Source organism: Halomonas sp. MMSF_3323, from assembly GCF_030733595.1.
Taxonomy (GTDB): domain Bacteria; phylum Pseudomonadota; class Gammaproteobacteria; order Pseudomonadales; family Halomonadaceae; genus Halomonas; species Halomonas litopenaei.
Genome location: NZ_JASHIT010000028.1, coordinates 57,007 through 76,395, shown reverse-complemented (window position 1 = coordinate 76,395; position 19,389 = coordinate 57,007). Strand labels below are relative to the sequence as shown.

General features: G+C 65.4%; 17 protein-coding genes. 13 read left to right on the top strand and 4 right to left on the bottom strand.

What is annotated here, in order from left to right:
• Window positions 1-830: 830 nt before the first annotated feature.
• Window positions 831-2,033, bottom strand: coding sequence for a tyrosine--tRNA ligase (gene tyrS, locus RBB39_RS14865; RefSeq protein ID WP_045993280.1), 1,203 nt, complete (start codon window positions 2,031-2,033; stop codon window positions 831-833).
• A 178-nt stretch (window positions 2,034-2,211) separates the two neighbouring features.
• Between tyrS and RBB39_RS14860 the strand changes: the two genes are divergently transcribed.
• Window positions 2,212-3,345, top strand: a complete 1,134-nt coding sequence (locus tag RBB39_RS14860) for an anhydro-N-acetylmuramic acid kinase (protein ID WP_124805268.1) — start codon at window positions 2,212-2,214, stop codon at window positions 3,343-3,345.
• Between the two features lie 29 nt (window positions 3,346-3,374).
• On the opposite strand, the gene RBB39_RS14855 is transcribed toward RBB39_RS14860, so the two are convergent.
• Entirely contained in the window at window positions 3,375-4,481 is a 1,107-nt protein-coding gene (locus RBB39_RS14855; protein ID WP_124805267.1) for a type IV pilus twitching motility protein PilT, read from the bottom strand.
• A 66-nt stretch (window positions 4,482-4,547) separates the two neighbouring features.
• On the opposite strand from RBB39_RS14855, the gene RBB39_RS14850 reads away from it, so the two are divergent.
• From RBB39_RS14850 to RBB39_RS14820, 7 genes are all read left to right on the top strand, one after another.
• Window positions 4,548-5,243, top strand: coding sequence for a YggS family pyridoxal phosphate-dependent enzyme (locus RBB39_RS14850; protein WP_124805266.1), 696 nt, complete (start codon window positions 4,548-4,550; stop codon window positions 5,241-5,243).
• A gap of 78 nt (window positions 5,244-5,321) precedes the next feature.
• Window positions 5,322-6,146, top strand: a complete 825-nt coding sequence (gene proC / locus RBB39_RS14845) for a pyrroline-5-carboxylate reductase (protein ID WP_124805265.1) — start codon at window positions 5,322-5,324, stop codon at window positions 6,144-6,146.
• Window positions 6,147-6,166: 20 nt separating this feature from the next.
• Window positions 6,167-6,760, top strand: coding sequence for a YggT family protein (locus RBB39_RS14840; protein WP_045993284.1), 594 nt, complete (start codon window positions 6,167-6,169; stop codon window positions 6,758-6,760).
• Between the two features lie 63 nt (window positions 6,761-6,823).
• A complete protein-coding gene (locus RBB39_RS14835; protein WP_124805264.1) occupies window positions 6,824-7,999 on the top strand; it encodes a homoserine O-acetyltransferase in 1,176 nt (391 codons plus the stop codon).
• Window positions 7,989-8,585, top strand: coding sequence for a methionine biosynthesis protein MetW (gene metW, locus RBB39_RS14830; RefSeq protein ID WP_045993286.1), 597 nt, complete (start codon window positions 7,989-7,991; stop codon window positions 8,583-8,585). Before RBB39_RS14835 ends, metW begins: the two co-directional genes overlap by 11 nt.
• 107 nt (window positions 8,586-8,692) lie before the next feature.
• The gene (locus tag RBB39_RS14825; protein WP_162816430.1) at window positions 8,693-9,163 is read left to right on the top strand and encodes a DUF4426 domain-containing protein; all 471 of its coding nucleotides are present in this window, start codon (window positions 8,693-8,695) and stop codon (window positions 9,161-9,163) included.
• Complete coding sequence (locus RBB39_RS14820; RefSeq protein WP_306169175.1) at window positions 9,153-10,487, top strand: RNA polymerase sigma factor; 1,335 nt, start codon at window positions 9,153-9,155, stop codon at window positions 10,485-10,487. Before RBB39_RS14825 ends, RBB39_RS14820 begins: the two co-directional genes overlap by 11 nt.
• A gap of 25 nt (window positions 10,488-10,512) precedes the next feature.
• Here RBB39_RS14820 and sfsA read toward each other — a convergent pair whose 3' ends face one another.
• A complete protein-coding gene (gene sfsA / locus RBB39_RS14815; protein WP_124805261.1) occupies window positions 10,513-11,274 on the bottom strand; it encodes a DNA/RNA nuclease SfsA in 762 nt (253 codons plus the stop codon).
• Window positions 11,271-12,437 carry an aminotransferase class I/II-fold pyridoxal phosphate-dependent enzyme gene (locus RBB39_RS14810; RefSeq protein WP_124805260.1) on the bottom strand — a complete coding sequence of 389 codons (1,167 nt, stop codon included), beginning with the start codon at window positions 12,435-12,437 and terminating at the stop codon, window positions 11,271-11,273. Before RBB39_RS14810 ends, sfsA begins: the two co-directional genes overlap by 4 nt.
• Window positions 12,438-12,720: 283 nt before the next feature.
• Here RBB39_RS14810 and dksA point away from each other — a divergent pair, with 283 nt between their 5' ends.
• From dksA to RBB39_RS14785, 5 genes are all read left to right on the top strand, one after another.
• Window positions 12,721-13,158 carry an RNA polymerase-binding protein DksA gene (gene dksA / locus RBB39_RS14805; RefSeq protein ID WP_045993290.1) on the top strand — a complete coding sequence of 146 codons (438 nt, stop codon included), beginning with the start codon at window positions 12,721-12,723 and terminating at the stop codon, window positions 13,156-13,158.
• A gap of 117 nt (window positions 13,159-13,275) precedes the next feature.
• Window positions 13,276-14,193, top strand: a complete 918-nt coding sequence (gene gluQRS, locus RBB39_RS14800; RefSeq protein ID WP_306169174.1) for a tRNA glutamyl-Q(34) synthetase GluQRS — start codon at window positions 13,276-13,278, stop codon at window positions 14,191-14,193.
• Between the two features lie 7 nt (window positions 14,194-14,200).
• Window positions 14,201-14,377 (top strand): hypothetical protein, encoded by a 177-nt coding sequence (locus RBB39_RS14795; RefSeq protein ID WP_045993292.1) that lies wholly within the window; start codon window positions 14,201-14,203, stop codon window positions 14,375-14,377.
• On the top strand, window positions 14,367-17,363 hold the full coding sequence (locus RBB39_RS14790; protein WP_306169173.1) for an ATP-binding protein: 2,997 nt from the start codon (window positions 14,367-14,369) through the stop codon (window positions 17,361-17,363). Before RBB39_RS14795 ends, RBB39_RS14790 begins: the two co-directional genes overlap by 11 nt.
• Window positions 17,341-18,735, top strand: a complete 1,395-nt coding sequence (locus RBB39_RS14785; RefSeq protein ID WP_306169172.1) for a sigma-54 dependent transcriptional regulator — start codon at window positions 17,341-17,343, stop codon at window positions 18,733-18,735. The genes RBB39_RS14790 and RBB39_RS14785 overlap by 23 nt, the downstream gene beginning before the upstream one ends.
• The last annotated feature ends 654 nt before the right edge of the window (window positions 18,736-19,389 follow it).

Below are 19,389 nucleotides of genomic sequence, written 5' to 3'. Positions count from 1 at the left end.
CCGGAAGAGCGTCTCGCTTTGCAGCGCCTGTTGGCGCAGCGCCCTGCGAGGAAGGCGTATTCTACAGAATCGAAGCGTTTCGTCAAGACTTTCTTTTTTAGCCGTACAAGCGATGCCTGCAGGACCCAAGAGAAAGCGAAGCGGGCCTGACGCGCATCCTGCGATGCCGTCCTGGCGACTCCGATCGAGTGGCGAGCATTTTACCGATTTCTCGCTGCCCGTCAAGTGGAGAATTTTTCGAAGACTTGAAAAAGCCTTTTCAAAACAATCACTTTTACCACCCTTCACCGCCTGTGACGTTTGCTCGTCGCCGGCAGCGGATGCGTACTTTACGCATCACCTCCGGCCTTGGCAAGCATTTCGTGTAAAAAAATTTCACGCCGGCGTCATCACATCGTCATGAGCCAGAAGCCTCCAACACCCACCCCATCCTTCACGTCTCTACTGCGCTATTTCTACTGCGCTATTCCAGACCATTGCTCAATAGCTGATTGGTGCAGCGAGCCGGTCTGTCCTTTCACTTGCCGCTACGCCCTCGGGAGCCGCACCTGTCGTTGCCAAGCCACCCTTGCTGCGTCTCTTCCTTGCTGCGCCGTGCTTGATGCACCTTGCCTGCTGCACCTTCCTTGCTGCACCTTCCTTGCTGCGCCAGCTTTCCTTGCTGCGCCAGCCTTGGCCCTGGCCTTCGCCTGCCCCACGACTCGCGCCTTCATGTTACCCACAGCCATCTTCTCGCACTCGCCTGTGGACAGGTCGCAGACAGGCGGGTGGCAAAACGAAGGACGCCCGCCAGTGGCGAGCGTCCCGGAAGCGATGGTCACACCGGCGGATCAGCCGCGCAGCGTCACTCTGGCGTAACGCTTCTTGCCTGCCTGGATGACATAGCTCTGGCCGAGCGCCAGCATCAGATCCTTGGCCACCACTTCGCCATCGACGCGCACACGTCCATTACCCAGCATGTCCTTGGCCTGGGCGCTGTTGTTGGCAAGTCCCGAGCGATTGAGCACTGCCGCGATCGGCGCCTGATCGCTGCCTTCAAAGACCACCTCGACCTCGGGCAGGTCTTCGGGCAGTTCACCTTCCGCCAACTGGTTACCGGCGCTTCGGTGTGCATTCGCCGCCGCTTCATCACCGTGGTAGCGGGCAATCAGCTCGCGCGCCAGCTCCATCTTGATGTCACGAGGGTTGTCACCGCGCTCGATCCGCGCGCGCAGATCCTCGATGGCGGCATTGTCCTTGAGCGACAAGAGTTCGAAATAGCGCCACATCAGGCTGTCGGGCATCGATACCAGCTTGTTGAACATCGCCCCCGGCGCTTCGTCGACGCCGACATAGTTGCCCAGCGACTTGGACATCTTCTGCACGCCGTCGAGGCCTTCCAGCAGCGGCATGGTAATGACGACCTGGGGCTCGAGACCGAAGTGCTTCTGCACCTCGCGGCCCATCAGCAGGTTGAACTTCTGGTCGGTTCCACCCAGCTCGATGTCAGCCTTCAAGGCGACGGAGTCATAGCCCTGGACCAGCGGGTAGAGGAACTCGTGTACCGAGATGGCCTGGCCACCCTTGTAGCGCTTTTCGAAGTCATCGCGCTCGAGCATCCGCGCCACGGTGGTCTGACCGGCGAGTTCGATCATGTCAGCGGCGCTCATTTCGGAGAACCACTCGGCGTTGAAGCGAACCTCGGTCTTGTCGGGATCGAGGATCTTGAACACCTGCTCCTTGTAGGTCTGGGCGTTGGCCTTGACCTCGGCCTCGGTCAGCGGCTTGCGGGTGACGTTCTTGCCGGTGGGGTCACCGATGCGTCCGGTGAAATCGCCGATCAGAAAGATGACCTCGTGGCCGAGATCCTGAAACTGGCGCATCTTGGTCAACAGTACGCTGTGGCCCAGGTGCAGGTCCGGCGCGGTCGGATCGAAGCCCGCCTTGATTCTCAGCTTGCGCCCGGAAGCGAGCTTTTTCTTCAGCTCATCCTCCAGCAGAATCTCGTGCGTGCCGCGCTGAATCAGCGCAAGGGCCTCGTCCACATCGCTCATGGTATTCACTCCACTTATCAATTCGGCTTTCCAGCTCGGCTTGGCTTGGTCAATCGGCCCTTGCGCGGACATCGACGCCCCCGTCAGCAGGGGCACGTCGTCACGGCGCCGGCGCCAGGTATAGACAGTGGCGGGGATGTTACCATGAACCTTTCCACCGGTTGAGATGACAAGGCCCATGCAACGCTTCATTGGACTGATGTCGGGCACCAGCATGGACGGGATCGACGCCGCCCTGGTGCGCTTTGACGCCACAGGCACGGCAGCTCTGGAGGCCAGCGTCGGCATTCCCATGCCGCAGGCTCTGCGTGAGCGGCTGTGGCAACTGGCCCACGCCGATCAGGTCAGCTTTGCTGACCTGGCCTGGGCCGAGGAGGCTTTCTGCCAGTGCCAGGCCGAGGCAGTCCAGCGATTGCTCGAGCAACAGGGACTTGAACCCGAGGACATCTCTGCCATCGGCAGCCATGGGCAGACCATCGAGCATGCCCCCTACGGCCACCAGCCAGGCTCGCCCCCCTATACATTGCAACTGGACAATCCCAGCCGGCTGGCCGAGCTGACTCGCTGTGCCGTGGTCGCCGACTTCCGCCGCCGCGACCTGGCCGCCGGTGGTCAGGCCGCACCACTGGCACCGATCTTCCACCAGCAGGTATTTCGCCACCCCGAACGCTGGCGGCTGGTGCTGAACCTTGGCGGCATCGCCAACCTGACGCTGCTGCCGCCGACCTCGGACCCGCGTGCCCCGCTGGGCTTCGACACCGGGCCTGCCAATGCCCTGCTCGACGCCTGGCACCAACGCCATCGCGGCACCCCCTTCGATGCCAACGGCGATTGGGCTGCCGGCGGCCAGGTGGATACCGCACTGCTAGAACGTTGGCTGGCAGAGCCCTACTTTCACCGCCCACCGCCTCGCAGCACCGGGCGTGAGCTGTTCTCTCTCCACTGGGCAGAGGCGAAGTTGAACGGTTCAGAGTCACCACAGGACGTCCAGGCCACCCTGGCGGAACTGACCGCCACCAGCGTCGCCCTGGGCATCGAGATGGCGCGGGAGCACTTTACCGCCCCTGCCTCCCTCGACCTGGTGCCCTGCGGCGGCGGTTCACGCAACCTGGACCTGCTGGCACGCCTTGCGCGCCAGCTGCCGGAGGCCACTCTACTGGACAGCGAATCCCTGGGCTGGCCGGCCGACTGGCTGGAAGCCGCCGCCTTTGCCTGGCTGGCCCATGCCCGACTGAATCTGCAACCCGGCAACCTGCCGTCGGTCACCGGCGCCAGCGCAGAGCGCGTGCTCGGCGGGCTCTACGCCCGCTAAAGGGTCACGACTGGCTCTGAACCACCGCCTCACCCCCAGCCTTCGCCCTGGGGGCTCACCCAGCCCTCGTTCTGCCCGCCGCTCCAGCCGGCGCTCGGCGCGCTATCGACCAGAGATTCACGGGTCAGGCGCCGGGCATCCTCCGGCGCCACCTCGCCACAGGCCACCAGTCTCGCCAGGTCGGCGTCCAGGGTCTGCATGCCGGCCTGGCCGCCGGTCTGCATTGATGAGTAGATCTGGGCCAACTTGTCCTCGCGGATCAGATGACGGATCGCCTGATTGATCAAGAGGATCTCGCGTGCCGCCACTCGCCCGCCCCGGCTGCTGGGCAGCAGCGCCTGGGAGACGACCGCCTGCAACGACTCCGACAGCATGGTCCGCACCGCATTCTTTTCATCACCCGGGAAGGCATCGATGATCCGATCGATGGTCTTGACCGCGGAGGCGGTATGCAGGGTGGCAAATACCAGATGCCCGGTCTCGGCCGCGGTCATGGCCAGGCGCGCCGTTTCCAGGTCGCGAATCTCTCCGACCAGAATGACGTCGGGATCCTCGCGCAGGGCGCTGCGCAGGGCGACGGCAAAGCCCTCGGTGTGGCGGTGTACCTCACGCTGGGACACCAGCGCCTGCTGGCTGTGGTGGATGAACTCGATGGGATCCTCGATGGTGAGGATATGGTCGCGACGGTGGCGGTTGATATGGTCGATCATCGCCGCAAGCGTAGTGCTCTTGCCGGACCCGGTGGGCCCGGTCACCAGTACCAGGCCCCGCGGCAGGGCGACAAGACGTTCGAAGATCTCGCCCATCCCCAGCTCCGAAAGCGTCGGGATACGATCGGGGATGGTACGCAGGACCGCCGCCGCCCCGCGCTGCTGGACGAAAGCATTGACGCGATAACGCGACAGGCCCGGGATCTGGTGGGAAAAATCGGCCTCGTGGGTGCGCGAGTACTGCTCGCGCAGCTCCTCATCCATCAACGACTCGAGCAGCAATCTGACCTGACCGTCGCCCAGCGGCGGACCAGGCAGACGCTCCAGTTCACCATTGACGCGCATCACCGGTGGCAGTCCCGCCGACAGGTGCAGATCCGAGGCGCCCTGCTTTGCCGAGAGTGCCAGCAGTTCGGTAATATCCATGGGCTTACCAGGCTTGAACCCCCGACTCGGGGGCAGGGAGCCCCACGATAGGACAGACCCAGGCCGATGACCACGACGATTGCCGAATCCTTGACCCAAGCCCGGACACGCCTGAATCAGGCACTTGCAAAGGCGGGAAGAGCGCCCGACGCGGCCCTGCTGCTGGCGGTCAGCAAGACCAAGCCAGCCGACATGATCCGGGATGCCTATGCCCTGGGCCAGCGCGACTTCGGCGAGAACTATCTACAGGAAGCGCTGGATAAACAGGCCCAACTGGGCGACTGCCCTGGCATACACTGGCACTTCATCGGACCGCTGCAATCCAACAAGACACGTGACGTGGCCAGCCATTTCGACTGGGTCCATGGTGTCGATCGTGCCAAGATCGCTCAGCGCCTGAGCGATCAGCGCCCGGATGGCCTTCCCGCACTGAATATCTGTCTGCAGGTCAACGTCAGCGGCGAAGCAACCAAATCAGGCGTCAGCCTGGAGGAGCTGCCTGAGCTGGCGAGCCTGGCGGCGGCGCTGCCTCGCGTGCGTCTGCGCGGATTGATGGCCATCCCGGCCCCCAGCGAAGACCCAGAAGCGCAGCGCGAGCCCTTCCGTCTACTGGCCGAGGCCTTGTCATCGCTGCGTCGAGAGCTGCCGGACGCACCGCTGGACACCTTGTCCATGGGCATGAGTGCCGACCTGGAGGCCGCCGTCGCCGAGGGCGCCACCATCGTGCGCCTGGGCACCGCAATCTTTGGCTCGCGCCAGTGAGCCCGTCGCCACGACAGGCCTGGTGACGCTACCCTGTTTGTCCGAATATCCAATGCCCTACCCTTCAAGGAGCCCCGCATGGCCAGCAACGTGACCTTTATCGGCGCCGGCAACATGGCCAGCGCCATCTTCGGCGGCATGGTGCACAGCGGCTACCCTGCCGATGCCATCACCGCCACCGCCACCCGTGACGCCACCCTGGCGCCGCTCGCCGAGCGCCTGGGCATCCATACCACCACCGACAATCTGGCGGCGATCGAGCACGCCGACGTGGTCGTACTGTCGGTCAAGCCACAGATCATGCGCCAGGTGTGCGAGACTCTACGGGAGTCGGTGCAAAAGCGTCGGCCGCTGATCGTGTCGGTGGCGGCTGGCCTCAGCGCCGAGACCTTGGAACAATGGCTGGGTGGCGGCCTGGCGGTGGTCCGCTGCATGCCCAACACTCCGTCGCTGGTCGGTGCCGGTGCCTCCGGGCTGTATGCCAACCCGCGCGTCAGCGACGAGCAGCGCGCCCTGGTCGGCGAGCTGATGACGTCCGTCGGCATCATCGAATGGGTCGAAGACGAAGCCCTGCTGGAAGCGGTCACCGCCGTCTCGGGCAGTGCACCGGCCTACTTCTTCCTGATGTTCGAGGCCATGGAAGAGGCCGCCGTCAAACTCGGGCTAAGCGCAGAAAGCGCTCGCCGACTGGCGATGCAGACCGCCTACGGAGCCGCCTCGATGGCGATGCAGAGCGACCGTGATCCCGGTGAACTGAAACGCAATGTGATGTCCCCGGGGGGTACCACCGAGAGGGCCATCGAATATCTGGAGCAGGCAGGACTGCGGCAGGCGCTCGACGGCGCCATGCATGCCTGTGCCAAGCGTGCCCAGGAAATGTCTGCCGAACTCGGCAAGGGTTAATCAAAGACGGAGGAGCCCACATGGGCAGTCAACTGGGAAACGCTGGCCTGCTGCTGGTCAACACCCTGATCAACATCTTCTTGTTCCTGCTGATGCTGCGCTTTCTGCTGCAGGCCTCGAAGGCGGACTACTACAACCCCTTGAGCCAGTCGGTGGTCAAGATTACCCAGCCGGTGGTGCGTCCCTTCCAGAGCGTGCTTGGCCCGGTGATGGGCCGCTTTGACCTGGCCACCCTGGCCGCGGGCTTTCTGGTCAAGGTGATCAGCATCATCATCCTGCTGCAGCTGGCCGGTGTCGGCATGCCGAGGCTCGATGGCCTGGCCATCGCCGGCGTCGCGGCCCTGGCCAGCGCGATCCTGAAGATCTACTTCTTTGCGCTGATCGTGATGATCATCCTCAGCTGGGTCGCCCCCAACGCCAGCCATCCCGGCGCGCTGCTGGTGATGCAACTGGTGGAGCCGATCATGGCGCCGGTACGCCGGGTGATTCCGCCGCTGGGGATGCTCGACCTGTCACCCATCGTGGTGTTCATCGGCATCAACCTGATCGATGGCATCGTGGTGGGCTCGCTGGTCCGGGCCGCCGGTATCTCCGGGATGCTGGTCGGGCTCTAGGCTCGACCAACGCTCGCGTACACGGCCACGACAACACCAACTTTCACTGGACACACACGACTGATGCCCGAGACGACTCGCGATTCGGTCGGACTGGTGACGCCGCAGGTGGCGCACTTCGACGACCCTCTGCCCCTGGTCTGCGGCAAGACGCTGCCGGCCTACGACCTGGTCTACGAGACCTACGGCACCCTCAATCAGGACCGCAGCAATGCGGTCCTCATCTGCCATGCCCTGTCCGGCCACCACCACGCCGCGGGCTATCATGACGAGGCCGATCGCAAGCCAGGCTGGTGGGACGCCCACATCGGTCCCGGCAAGTCCATCGACACCGATCGTTTCTTCGTCATCTCGCTGAATAACCTCGGCGGCTGCCACGGCTCCACCGGGCCTTCCAGCATCAACCCGGACACCCGCCGCCGCTGGGGGCCGGACTTCCCCATGGTCACCGTCTGCGACTGGGTCGACAGCCAGGTTCGCCTGGCCGATCGGCTGGGCATCAGCCGCTTCGCCGCCGTCGTCGGCGGCAGCCTGGGCGGCATGCAGGTGCTGCAGTGGTCACTGGCCTATCCGGAACGCATCGCCAACGCGGTGGTCATCGCCGCCACGCCCAAGCTGTCGGCGCAGAACATCGCCTTCAACGAGGTCGCGCGTCAGGCCATTCGCTCGGACACCGACTTCCACGACGGCCACTACGCCGATCACGAGACCCTGCCCCGTCGCGGACTGAAGCTGGCACGCATGGTCGGCCACATTACCTATCTGTCCGAAGACGCCATGGGTTCGAAGTTCGGCCGTGATCTGCGCAGCGAAGACCTCAACTTCGGCTTCGACGTGGAGTTCCAGGTGGAGTCCTACCTGCGCTACCAGGGCGACGCCTTTTCCACCTCCTTCGACGCCAACACCTATCTGCTGATGACCAAGGCGCTGGACTACTTCGACCCGGCCTCGTCCCACCAGGGCGACCTGGCCAAGGCCCTGGCCCCGGCTGAGTGTCCGTTCCTGGTGGTCAGCTTCAGCACCGACTGGCGGTTCCCGCCGTCACGCTCCAAGGAACTGGTCAACGCCTTGATTCGTGCCGGCAAGTCGGTCAGCTACGCCAATATCGACTCGCCCCACGGCCATGACGCCTTCCTGATGCCGGAGCCACGCTATCAAGCGATCTTCGCCGGCTTCATGAGACGCGTCGCCGATGACCTCAAGCTGCCGTCACGCCAGGAGGCCGACCATGCGCTCTGACCTCACCCTGATTCACGGCTGGATTCCCGAGGGCGCCCATGTGCTCGACCTGGCCTGCGGTGACGGCACCCTGCTGCACGCTCTGGCGCGCGACAAGGGCGTCACCGGTTACGGTCTGGAAATCGATCCTGACGGCATCACCGCCTGCATCGAAAAGGGCGTCAGCGTCATCGAGCAGAACCTCGACGAAGGACTCGCCAACTTCGAGGATGACGCCTGCGATCTGGTGATCATGACCCAGGCGTTACAGGCGCTGCGCCGCCCCGACCGCATGCTCGACGAAATGCTGCGGGTGGCCCGGGAATGCATCATCACCTTCCCCAACTTCGCCTACTGGCGCCACCGGGTCCATCTTGGGCTACGCGGCTACATGCCGGTGTCCAAGTCGCTGCCCCACGCCTGGTACGACACCCCCAACATCCACCTGTCGACGTTCAATGACTTCGAGGCGCTGTGTCGTGACAAGGGGGTGACCATCGTCGACCGCGCGGTGGGCATCAAGGACCACGAAGGTAGACGGCTGTCACGGCTGTGGCCCAACCTGTTTGGCGAGATCGCGATCTTTCGCGTGAGCCGCGACGGCTGACACCTGCCGCGGGCCCACCACAGGCCTCGGCGCGACAGGATGGGCCGAGGGTCAAGGCAGCAATGGGTCGGACGTCAGCAGGCAAGCCTGCTGCCAAGGAGCATGAGATGAACGTCAATCGAGCCAGCCACCGACGATACGCGCTCGCCTTGTCTCTGCTGGTGCTGCTGGCGCTGCAGGCATTGCCGACGGCGCCAGCCCAGGCCCAGCAGTTCGAGCGCTTCGGCGATATCGAGGCGCACTACAGCGCCATCACCACCGACTTTCTCCCCGAGGAGATGGCCCGCCGTCTGGATATCCAGCGCAGCCCGCACCAGGGCCTGGTCAGCCTCAGCGTTCGCGACGCCGATGGCCAGGCCCTCAACGTCGCCACCGAAGGCAGCGTCTCGGTGGTGGGCAAGCCCGGCGAGACACCTCTGGCCTTTCGCACCCTGCGGGAAGGCGATGGCATCTCGCGCTACGCCACCTTCGCCATCGACACCAGTGCGCCGATGCGCTTTCGGCTCTCGCTGCAGCTTGACCGCAACGCTTCCCCCGAGGCAGTCAGCTTCTTGAAACGGTTCTATCGTGACCAGTGATACCCTTTTCTCTTCGGCGCCACCCGTCACCTCCGCGGTCGGCGACGCCCTGAAAGAGTGCGCTCAGGGCGCCACCGGCGGCCTCGAGACCCTTGCCAGGCTGACGGTGCCTCACCTGACCGCCATCGCCCGCCACTTTCTCGACGCGCCAAGGGATGTCGAGGACGTGATCCACGATACCCTGGTGCTGGCATGGCACAACGTCTGGCGCTTCGACCCCGCCGCCGAGTCCCCCCATGCGTGGCTGATGCAGGTGTTCGCCTCGCGTCTGGCGAGCCAGCGCCTGGCGTTGGCCACACCGGCCGATGCCACGCCCTGGCGGCTCGATGTCGACCGCGTCGTTCTGCCGCCTCCGCTGACGAATGCCCAGCGCCCGACGCTGGACGCCTTGATGGCGCTGTACCAGCAGTTGCCTCCGGCGTCTGTGGATGATGCCCTGAAGGCACGACTGTGCTGTGCCATCAGCCTGCTGGATGCCAGCCGCGACATGCCGCTGACGCCCGGCGGTGAGCCCGCCGACCCCAGCCTGTACGATCCCAGCCTGGGCCCGCGCATGAGCCTGTCACGACTGGCCCAGCGGGCCAAGGGACTGATCAATCGCTCGCTGACACTGCCGCTGGAGCACCTGGCCCTGCGCCTGTGGCTGTCCGAGGCCCCGGGCAGCCGGCCCCTCGAGGCCCGCGGCCTGCCCCGACGCGGCATCGAATCACGCTACGGCGAGGCCCTGGACGTTAGCGTCGACCCGCGTCGGCTGCTCAAGCAGATCCACTATCCACGCTCCTTCCCGGATCGGCGCGAGCGTCACCGGATCAGCGATCGCCTGTTATGGGACGGCGACTGGGATCTGTCGACGACCCACGCCCTGTCGAGCCGTCGCATGCACTTCATCGCCGACATCTGGGCACACCGCCGCGACCCAAGCCAGAGCCGCAGCTACCACCAGCTGGCCGAACGCCTGGCCAGAGGCAAACCGGTGGCCTCGCACTCCGACGGCATGGTGCTGGATCGTCCCGAACGCATCCTGGCCTATCTGCGCCGTTACCTCCTGTACATGGAGGCCATGGCCTGTTTCGGCTTCGACAATGGCCTCGGCAAGGACCGTCTGGGCGCGGCGGTGGATCGGCACGGCGAGCTGGTCAAGATCAACAAGGGGCTGCACCGCATGGCCATGGCCCAGGTGATCGGCATACCACGGGTCGAGGTGCGCGTCCGCGGCATCCATCGTCAGTGGTGGGAACAGGTCAGCGAGGGAGCCAAGGGCGACACCGCCATGCAGCGCGTCCTCGCGGCCCTGCCCGACTGCCGCCCGTCCGCAGCAGACTGAGCCCGCCCCTCACAGAAGCGCCGATTCAGTCCTCGACGAACTGCGCCATCGGCCGCACCGGTAAGGATGCATCCAGGGTCAGCGCCAGTGGCCTGCCCTGGTCGTCTCGCCGGGTGCGGATGCGGTAGGCCAGTACCTCGACGCCCTCGGCCATCACCCGTCTCAGGGTATCGCCGTACCCCGGATCCAGGTGCATCGCCGGGGCGACATCGTCGATGCCCTCGTGGGCGACCAGGAACAGCAACACCGCTCGCTTCCCCTCGACCACCAGCTGCGCCAGGCTTTCCAGGTGCTTGCGCCCACGTTCGCTGACCGCGTCGGGAAAGTAACCGTGGCCATCGCTTTCCTTGAGGGTGACCTGCTTGACCTCGACGAAGCAGCTCGGGCGCTCGTCATCATCCAGGCGAAAGTCCAGCCGGGCGTTGGCCACCTTGGCCTCGCGTTTGATCGCCGAATAACCCCTGAGTTCGGCCACCGTCCCCGAGCGCAAAGCCTCCTCGACGATCCGGTTGGCTCGTCCGGTATGCACCGAGGCCAACGCCGACGCAGCACCGGCCTGGGCGTCGCCAGACGGCAGTTCGATCAATTCCCAGGTCCAGGCCAGCTTGCGCGCCGGATTGTCGCTGGGGGACAGCCAGACCCGGGCGCCGGGGACATTGACCGCGCGCATCGAGCCGGTGTTGGGGCAGTGGGCGACCACCTCGCGCCCGTCGTCGAGGCGCACATCGGCCAGAAATCGCTTGTAGCGGCGCAGCAATACGCCGCCGACCAGGGTGGGGTAGTTCATGAGCCCTGCCGTGCCAGAAAACGTTCCAGACGCGCCAGCGCTTCCTGCAGACGCGGCACTTCGGTGGTAAAGGCGATGCGCACGTGGAGCTCGCCGCCCTGCAGGGCAAAGTCGGTCCCCGGGGTAATCGCCACGTTCTCCTCTTCGAGCAGGCGCAGGCAGAACGCCTGGCTGTCGTTGCTGTAGGCGGAGATGTCGAGCCAAAGATAGAAGGCCCCCTGGGGCGGCAGCGACGGTGCCAGGCCGAGCCGCGACAGCCCTTCCAGCAAGGCGTCCCGGCGTGTCTGGAGCTCTCGCCGGCGCTCCTCGAACAACGCCTGACACTCCGGGCTGAAAGCGGCCAGCGCCGCGTGCTGGGCCGGCGTGGAGGCGGCCAGGAAGACGTTCTGAGCCAGACGCGTCAGCGGCTCCACGGCGTCCTCGGGCGCCACCAGCCAGCCCAGGCGCCAGCCGGTCATGCCGAAGTACTTCGAGAAGCTGTTGACGATAAAGGCCCGATCGCTGAGTGACGCCACCGACAGCGGCGCCATGCCGTAGTTGAGCCCCTGGTAGATCTCGTCCACCAAGAGTTCACCACCACGCTCGGCCACCGCGTCCACCACCGCGCCGAGCGCCGCGCGCTCGAGCACATGGCCGGTGGGGTTGGACGGCGAGGCCAGCATCGCCAGGCGCGTATCGTCGCGCCAATGCCGCTCGATCAGCTCGGCGTTCAGCTGCCAGCCGCTATCAAGCCCTACCGGCACCGCGTCTACCCGGGCGCCGGCCAGCGCCATGAAGTGGCGATTGCAGGGGTAGTTCGGGTCGGCCATCAGCACGCCGTCTCCGGGCCCCGCCAGCAATTGACTCGCCAGCAGCAGCGCCCCGGACGCGCCGGGGGTGACGATAATCCGCTCCGGCGCCACCTCGGCATCGAAGTGCTCACGATAGTGGCCGGCAATCGCCTCGCGAAGCGCAGGAATACCGGTGGCAGGGGTATAGCGGGTGCGTCCCTCGTCCAGGGCACGGTGGCCGGCCTCGCGCACCGCAGGTGGGGTCGAGAAGTCCGGCTCGCCGACCTCCAGATGGATCACGTCCTCGCCGGCCGCCTCGCGCTGCTGAGCAAGTTCCAGCAGATGCATCACACGGAAAGGGGCGACCCCTTCGACCCTGGCGTTAAAGCTCATGGCTTCCTCTCTTGATCGCGGCCCGCAGCGAACCCGAGCCCTGCTTGATGGTCCAATGGAGGTATTGAAACATGGAACCTCGTCGCCGTCCGTCACCGTCCAGGACGCCAATCATTGATCCGGACGATGCGGGCTACGACTTTCGGGGAGAAAACTGGTAGTTATCGCGCAAAAGTATTGCACTACGGCCAAATATCCGCTAAACAACCTTCCCTTTGGCGTGAGATACCTTAGCCTAGCGTGGGGTATTGATCAGCAGTCACTAAAGTAATGAGGCAATCCCATGCCAGTTGCACAGAAAAAACCGGAAGCGCCCAAGAAGTTCATCCCGTACGAGCCGGCGGCGGGTGAAGAATACATGAACGAGAAGCAGCTCGAGCACTTCCGCCAGATCCTGCTTGGCTGGAAGCAGGAGCTGATGGAAGAAGTCGACCGTACTGTTCGCCATCTGCAGGAAGAGGCCAACAACTACGCCGACCCGGCTGACCGTGCCACCCAGGAAGAGGGCTTCAGCCTGGAGCTGCGGACCCGCGATCGCGAGCGCAAGCTGCTCAAGAAGATCAACGAGACCCTCGAGATGATCGATGAGGACGACTACGGCTTCTGCGATGCCTGCGGCGTGGAGATCGGCATCCGTCGCCTGGAAGCGCGTCCCACCGCCACCCTCTGTGTCGACTGCAAGACCCTGGCCGAACTGAAGGAAAAGCAGCTCGGCGGCTGATCCCCCCCTCGCCGGACCTTCGACAACGGGCACCTCAGGGTGCCCGTTTGCGTGATCACCTGCCCCGCGGCTGCCTGTTCACGAGGGTTGCCTGTTCCCGATAGCGCTGGAGCCCCCATGCACCACGTCCATGGTCGCTTTGCCCCCACCCCCTCAGGACCGCTTCACGCCGGCTCGCTGGTGGCCGCGGTGGCGAGCTATCTGGATGCGCGTAGCCGGCAAGGCCGCTGGAGCCTGCGCATCGAGGATGTCGATCCCCCCCGCTGCCCTCCTGGCAGCGTCGATACCATCCTGCGCCAGCTCGAGACCTTTGGCCTCGCCTGGGACGGCGAGGTGCGCTACCAGAGTCATCGCCATGACGCCTATGCACGTGCCCTTGCGCGGCTGACCGAGCAGGGCATGGCCTACCCCTGCAGCTGCTCGCGCAAGCAGTGGCGGGACTACGGCATCTATCCAGGCTGGTGCCGCGACGGCGTATGCCAGCCCGAGGCCCCGCAGGCCTGGCGCCTGCGCAGCGACCTGGGGCAGCGCCCGGTCAGCTGGCACGATCGGTTGCAGGGTCTGCAGCGCTTCGACCCTGCCGCCCTGGGTGACGTCGTGCTCAAGCGCAAGGACGGCCTCTGGGCCTACCAGCTGGCGGTGGTGGTGGATGATATCGACCAGCACATCACCGACGTGGTGCGCGGCGCCGATCTTCTCGACAACACCCCCTGGCAGCTGCAGCTGCTCGAAGCCCTCGGTGCCGAGCCGCCGCGCTATCTTCACCTGCCGCTGGTGATAGGGCAGGATGGGCAGAAGCTGTCCAAGCAGAACCTGGCCCGACCGCTGCCCGAAGATCCTCGTGACGTACGCCGGCTGCTGCATGCCACCCTGGCACTGCTGGGGCAGTCCCCCGACCCGGCGGCGAGCGAGGCGCCGGTGGCCGAGCAGCTCGAGGCCGCCTGCCGCCGCTGGCGTCCTCGACAGATCCCCCGTGCAGACATCGCCTCGCAGGGGCTGCAAGTGGACGGCGACGACGCTGACACCAACGAGTGAGCCTGCCATGTACGTCTACCGCATCATGCTGCTGCTTGTGTTTTGCGGGTATCTCCTCTCGCCGCTGCTGATGACCGGCTGGGGCCAGCCCGGCAACGCCTGGTACCGCCCGTTCCTGATCTGGGGGGCACTGATCGCCCTGACGCTGTGGCTCGAGCAGAAGCGAGCGCTGGATGAGCGCTGAGCTCGTCTCCCTTGTACTGCTGGGGCTTGGCTACCTGTCGGCACTGTTCGCCACCGCCAGCGCGGTGGAGCGCGGCTGGATTCCGCGGCGGCTGGTCCACCACCCACTGATCGGCATCCTGGCCCTGGGCGTCTACGCCAACGCCTGGGCGGTGATCGGCAGTCTTGGCGTGGCCCACCAGCGGGGATTTGGTTATCTCGCCTACTACCTGGGTGCCGCCGGCGCCTTTGTGCTGGCACCGGTCCTGCTGCTGCCGTTGCAGCGCATGACGCGAACCCACCAGCTGTCTTCCCTGGCGGACCTGTTCGCCTTTCGTTTTCGCTCCCGCTGGGTCGGCACCTGCGTCACCCTGCTGAGCCTGGTGGCGGTCATGCCGCTGCTGGCGATGCAGGTGGAGGCCATGAGACATGCCATCCATCGCTACACCGACGCTGCCTCTCCAGGCCTGCTGTCGCTGTTGCTGTGTGCCTTGATCGCACTGTTCGCGATACTGTTCGGCGCCCGTCATACCCACGTCCATCGGCGCTACGACGGCTTGACCGCCGCCATCGGCCTGGAGTCGCTGATCAAGCTGGTCGCCTTTCTCGGGCTGGGCGCCTTTGCGCTCTACGCCATCTTCGACGGCCCCGGCGACTTGCAGCACTGGCTGGACGGGCCCGGCCGCGTCCACCAGGCACAGGCGAGCCAGTTCGATGCCGCCCAATGGAGAACCCTGCTGCTGCTGTTCTTCGCCGCTGCGCTGCTGATGCCTCACATGTTTCACGTGACCTTCGCCCGCCCGCTCAGTCGCCGAACCCTGCTCAGCGCGGGCTGGGGGCTGCCGCTGGTGCTGCTGCTGATGGCACTGCCGGTGCCGCTGGTGCTGTGGGCCGGTCAGCGCATGGGCGTGGCCGATGATATCCAGGGGGCCGCCTACGTCATCTTCGCGCTGTCCGATAGCCCCGCCGTCACCGCCCTGGCCTTTGTCGCGGTACTGGCCGCCACCTGCGGCACCCTGATCCTGAGCGCGCTGGCGCTCGCCGGAATGGTGCTGAACCATCTGGTGCTGGTCGCCCATCCCCCGGTGGAGCACCCCGACCTCTATCGCTGGCTACGCTGGCTACGGCGCGGCCTGATCGGCGCCATCATTCTCGCCGGCTGGCTGTTCGCCCAGGCCGTCGACGCCAATACCGAGCTGACCCGACTGGGGCTGGTGGCGGTGGTTGGCATGGCTCAGTGTCTGCCGGGTCTGCTGGCCCTGCTGTACTGGCCCGGTGCCAACCGCAAGGGGGTCATGACCGGCCTCGGCCTGGGTGTGGCGATCTGGTGTGCCGGCCTGTGGCTGCCGCTGCTCAGCGATCTGCCGCCGCTGCTTGCGCCGCTGGACGCCTTGCTCGGGCTCCTGGGCGACGAGGCTGTCACCGACTCGCCCGCCTGGTATCCGGTCGCCCTGGTATCGCTTGGCGCCAATGGCCTGAGCCTGATTCTGGTGTCGCTCGTCACCCCCACCTCCGCCGGAGAACGAGCGGCCGCCGAGGCCTGTTCTGTGGATGCGGTCATCCGCCCCAAGCGCCTGCCGCTGAATCTGACCGACGGTGATGACGTCAGGCGGCGCCTGGCCATGGCGCTGGGCGACGAGGTCGCCGAGCGCGAAGTGACCCGGGCGCTGGCAAGCCTCCATCAATCTGCCAAGGATGCCAGGCCCTACGCGCTGCGACGTCTGCGCGACCGTATCCAGGCCAACCTGTCCGGCCTGATGGGCCCATCGGTCGCCCAGGACATCGTCGATCACTACCTGCCTTATCGGCGCGATGGGCGAGCGCCGAAGGAAGATATCCACTTCGTCGAAAGCCGCCTGGAGGCCTACCGATCTCGCCTCACTGGCCTCGCACGGGAACTCGATGAGCTGCGACGTCATCATCGCCGCATGCTGACCCGGCTGCCGGTGGGGCTATGTGCCTTCGGCGACGACGGCGAGGTACTGATGTGGAACGACGCCCTGGCCGAGCTCAGCGAGATTTCCGGCGAGGAGATCATTGGCGCCCATCGCCAGGCCCTGCCCGCGCCCTGGGCCGAACTGCTCGGGACCATTCTGGAAAGCGACAAGGACCGGCTTTACCAGGAAGCCGTGGAGCTGCCCCGGGGGTTGCGTTACGTCAGCCTGCTCAAGGCCAGCCTGGTGGACGAGCCGGCGGCAGACGCCGCTGGTGGCACGGTCATCCTGGTCGAGGACCACAGCGAGATGAAATGGCTGGAGAACGAACTCATCCACGCGGCTCGCCTCGCCTCCATCGGCCAGATGTCCGCCGGCGTGGCCCACGAGATTGGCAACCCCATCACCGGCATCTCATCGCTGGCCCAGAACCTACGCTATGAGACCACGGATCCCCACGTGCTCGAGACCGCCGAACAGATCCAGACACTGACCAAGCGCGTGTCGCGTATCGTTGGCTCACTGGTGGGCTTTGCCCACGGCGGTCGCCACGTCACCGGCAGCGATTTCGCGCCGGTATCGGCCAGGCATCTGGCCGACCAGGCGCTGCACTTGCTCAAGCTGGCCCGCAAGAGCGACGATGTTCGCTACGACAATCGCTGTCCGGCGCGGCTCGACATCACGGGAGACGAGCAGCGCCTGCTGCAGGTATTGATCAACCTGCTGAGCAATGCTCGTGACGCCAGCCCGGCCAACGGCCTGGTGGTCATCGACGCCGGCGAGGAAGGTGAGCGTCACTGGCTGTCGGTCACCGACCAGGGGCCCGGCATCGATCCCAGCGTGCGCGAAAACCTGTTCGAGCCCTTCACCACCACCAAGCCGCCAAGCCAAGGTACCGGTCTTGGTCTCGCCCTGGTGGTAAGCATCGTGGCCGAGCACCAGGGCAAGGTCGAGGTGGAGTCGCCCCTCCCGGGGCAGGCCGGTGGCACCAGAATTCAGGTATGGTTACCTTCTCCCGATGTCCATCGACCTGCCGGGGATATGCCGATCCATGAGCCGAATCCTGATCGTTGAAGACGAAGCCATCATCCGCAGCGCCCTGCGCCGCCTGCTCGAACGCCACGACCACCGCGTGTGCGAATGCGAGTCGGTGGAGCAGGCATGCGGGCAGGGCTTTGGCGAGTACGACCTGATCATCAGCGACCTGCGCCTGCCCGGTGCACCCGGCACCGACCTGATCAAGGCCGCCGCCCCCTGCCCGGTACTGATCATGACCAGCTACGCCAGCATGCGCTCGGCGGTGGATGCGCTGAAACTCGGCGCGGTGGACTACGTCGCCAAGCCGTTTGATCATGATGAACTGCTGGAAACCGTGGCTCGAGTACTGCACCGCCAGGCCAGTCAGCGCAGCACGCCGCCCGCCATCGCCGACGAGGGTGGACGGCGCCACACCATGATCGGCAACTGCCCGGCGATGCAGGCGGTCTACACCCGTATCCGCAAGACCGCCCCGGCAGACGTGACGGTACTGATTCAGGGCGAATCCGGCACCGGCAAGGAGCTGGTGGCCAAGGCTCTGCACCAGCAGAGCCGCCGTGCCGAGGCGCCGCTGGTCTGCGTCAACTGTGCCGCCATCCCCGAGACGCTGATCGAATCTGAGCTGTTCGGTCATGAGAAGGGCGCCTTTACCGGGGCCAGCGCCATGCGTACCGGACTGGTCGAGGCCGCCGACGGCGGCACCCTGTTCCTCGACGAGATCGGCGAATTGCCCCTGGACGCCCAGGCCCGATTGCTGCGGGTGCTGCAGGAAGGCGAGATACGCCGCATCGGTTCGGTGGAAACGCGCCACGTCGACGTTCGGCTGATCGCTGCCACCCACCGTGACCTGCGCGCCCTGTCACGCAGCGGAGACTTCCGTCTCGATCTCTACTACCGCTTGAACGTCATGCAGATCGACCTGCCTCCGCTGCGCGAGCGCGAGGACGACATTCTCGAGATTGCCGACGTGCTGCTGGCCAAGGCCTGCAAGCGCCACGCCCGCGACGGTCTGCACCTGTCTCGCGCCGCACGGCGGAACATCGCCGACTACCCCTGGCCAGGCAACGTCAGGGAGCTGGAAAATGCCCTGGAGCGTGGCGTGATCCTCGCCGAAGGCCAGTTGATCCATCCGGACGACCTGGGCCTGGCAACGGTGCCGGTAACGCGCCCGCCCAGTCCCCCCAAGGAGGCGTCCACGTCACTGGAGGCGCCCGCCTCCGAAAGATCCGACACGGCTACCGAGGACGACCTGTCGCTGGAAGACTACTTCCAGCACTTCGTACTCGAACATCAGGACCAGATGAGCGAGACGGAGCTGGCCAACAAGCTGGGAATTTCACGCAAGTGCCTGTGGGAGCGCCGCCAGCGTCTGGGCATCCCGCGCAAGAAGGCGGCGCGGCGCCACTGACGCGAGACCACAGGCTCGACACCCTGGGGCCCTGGCCCCGCGCTTCGCCCCGGCCTCCCTTGGGCCACTCACCTTGCCCTCCCTTCGACTCACCCCTCGACTCACCCCTCGGCTCGCCCTTGCCTGCCGCTTCCTGCCATGCCCCCTGCTTTGGTTCATTCGACCATGGTGCAAGTGTCTGTAGCGATCAATACAGGCATTGTAGGCCCTGCACGCCAGCTACCTCTTGATGCACCGGTTGTTACCATCCCACACAGGGGAGTGCGCCAAAATGGGTAGCCCGAGGTAACACAAATGACCCGGCGGCTTGCTTCGAACCAACGACAATGAAGCAAGCGGCTGATAAAAAAGAAAAAAATCAAAGTAGGCACGACAACTGCAGTAAGTCTGGGCAAGAACAACAAATTCCGGCGATCGTGGGCAGCCAACAACAATAACCTGCACCGCCACGATCGAATCCGCCGCCCCAACAACAACAACGCTTCCAGGTGAAGCAGGCGGATTGGGCACTAGGCACCGCAGCCTTGACAACAACAATACGGACCTGCGGAGCTATCACTCGTCGAACAACAACAAGACGACGAGGCCCGGAGTACCAGGACGCGACGCGCCAACGATGACCGACCAACAAGAACAACAGGGTCGTCAGAGCGC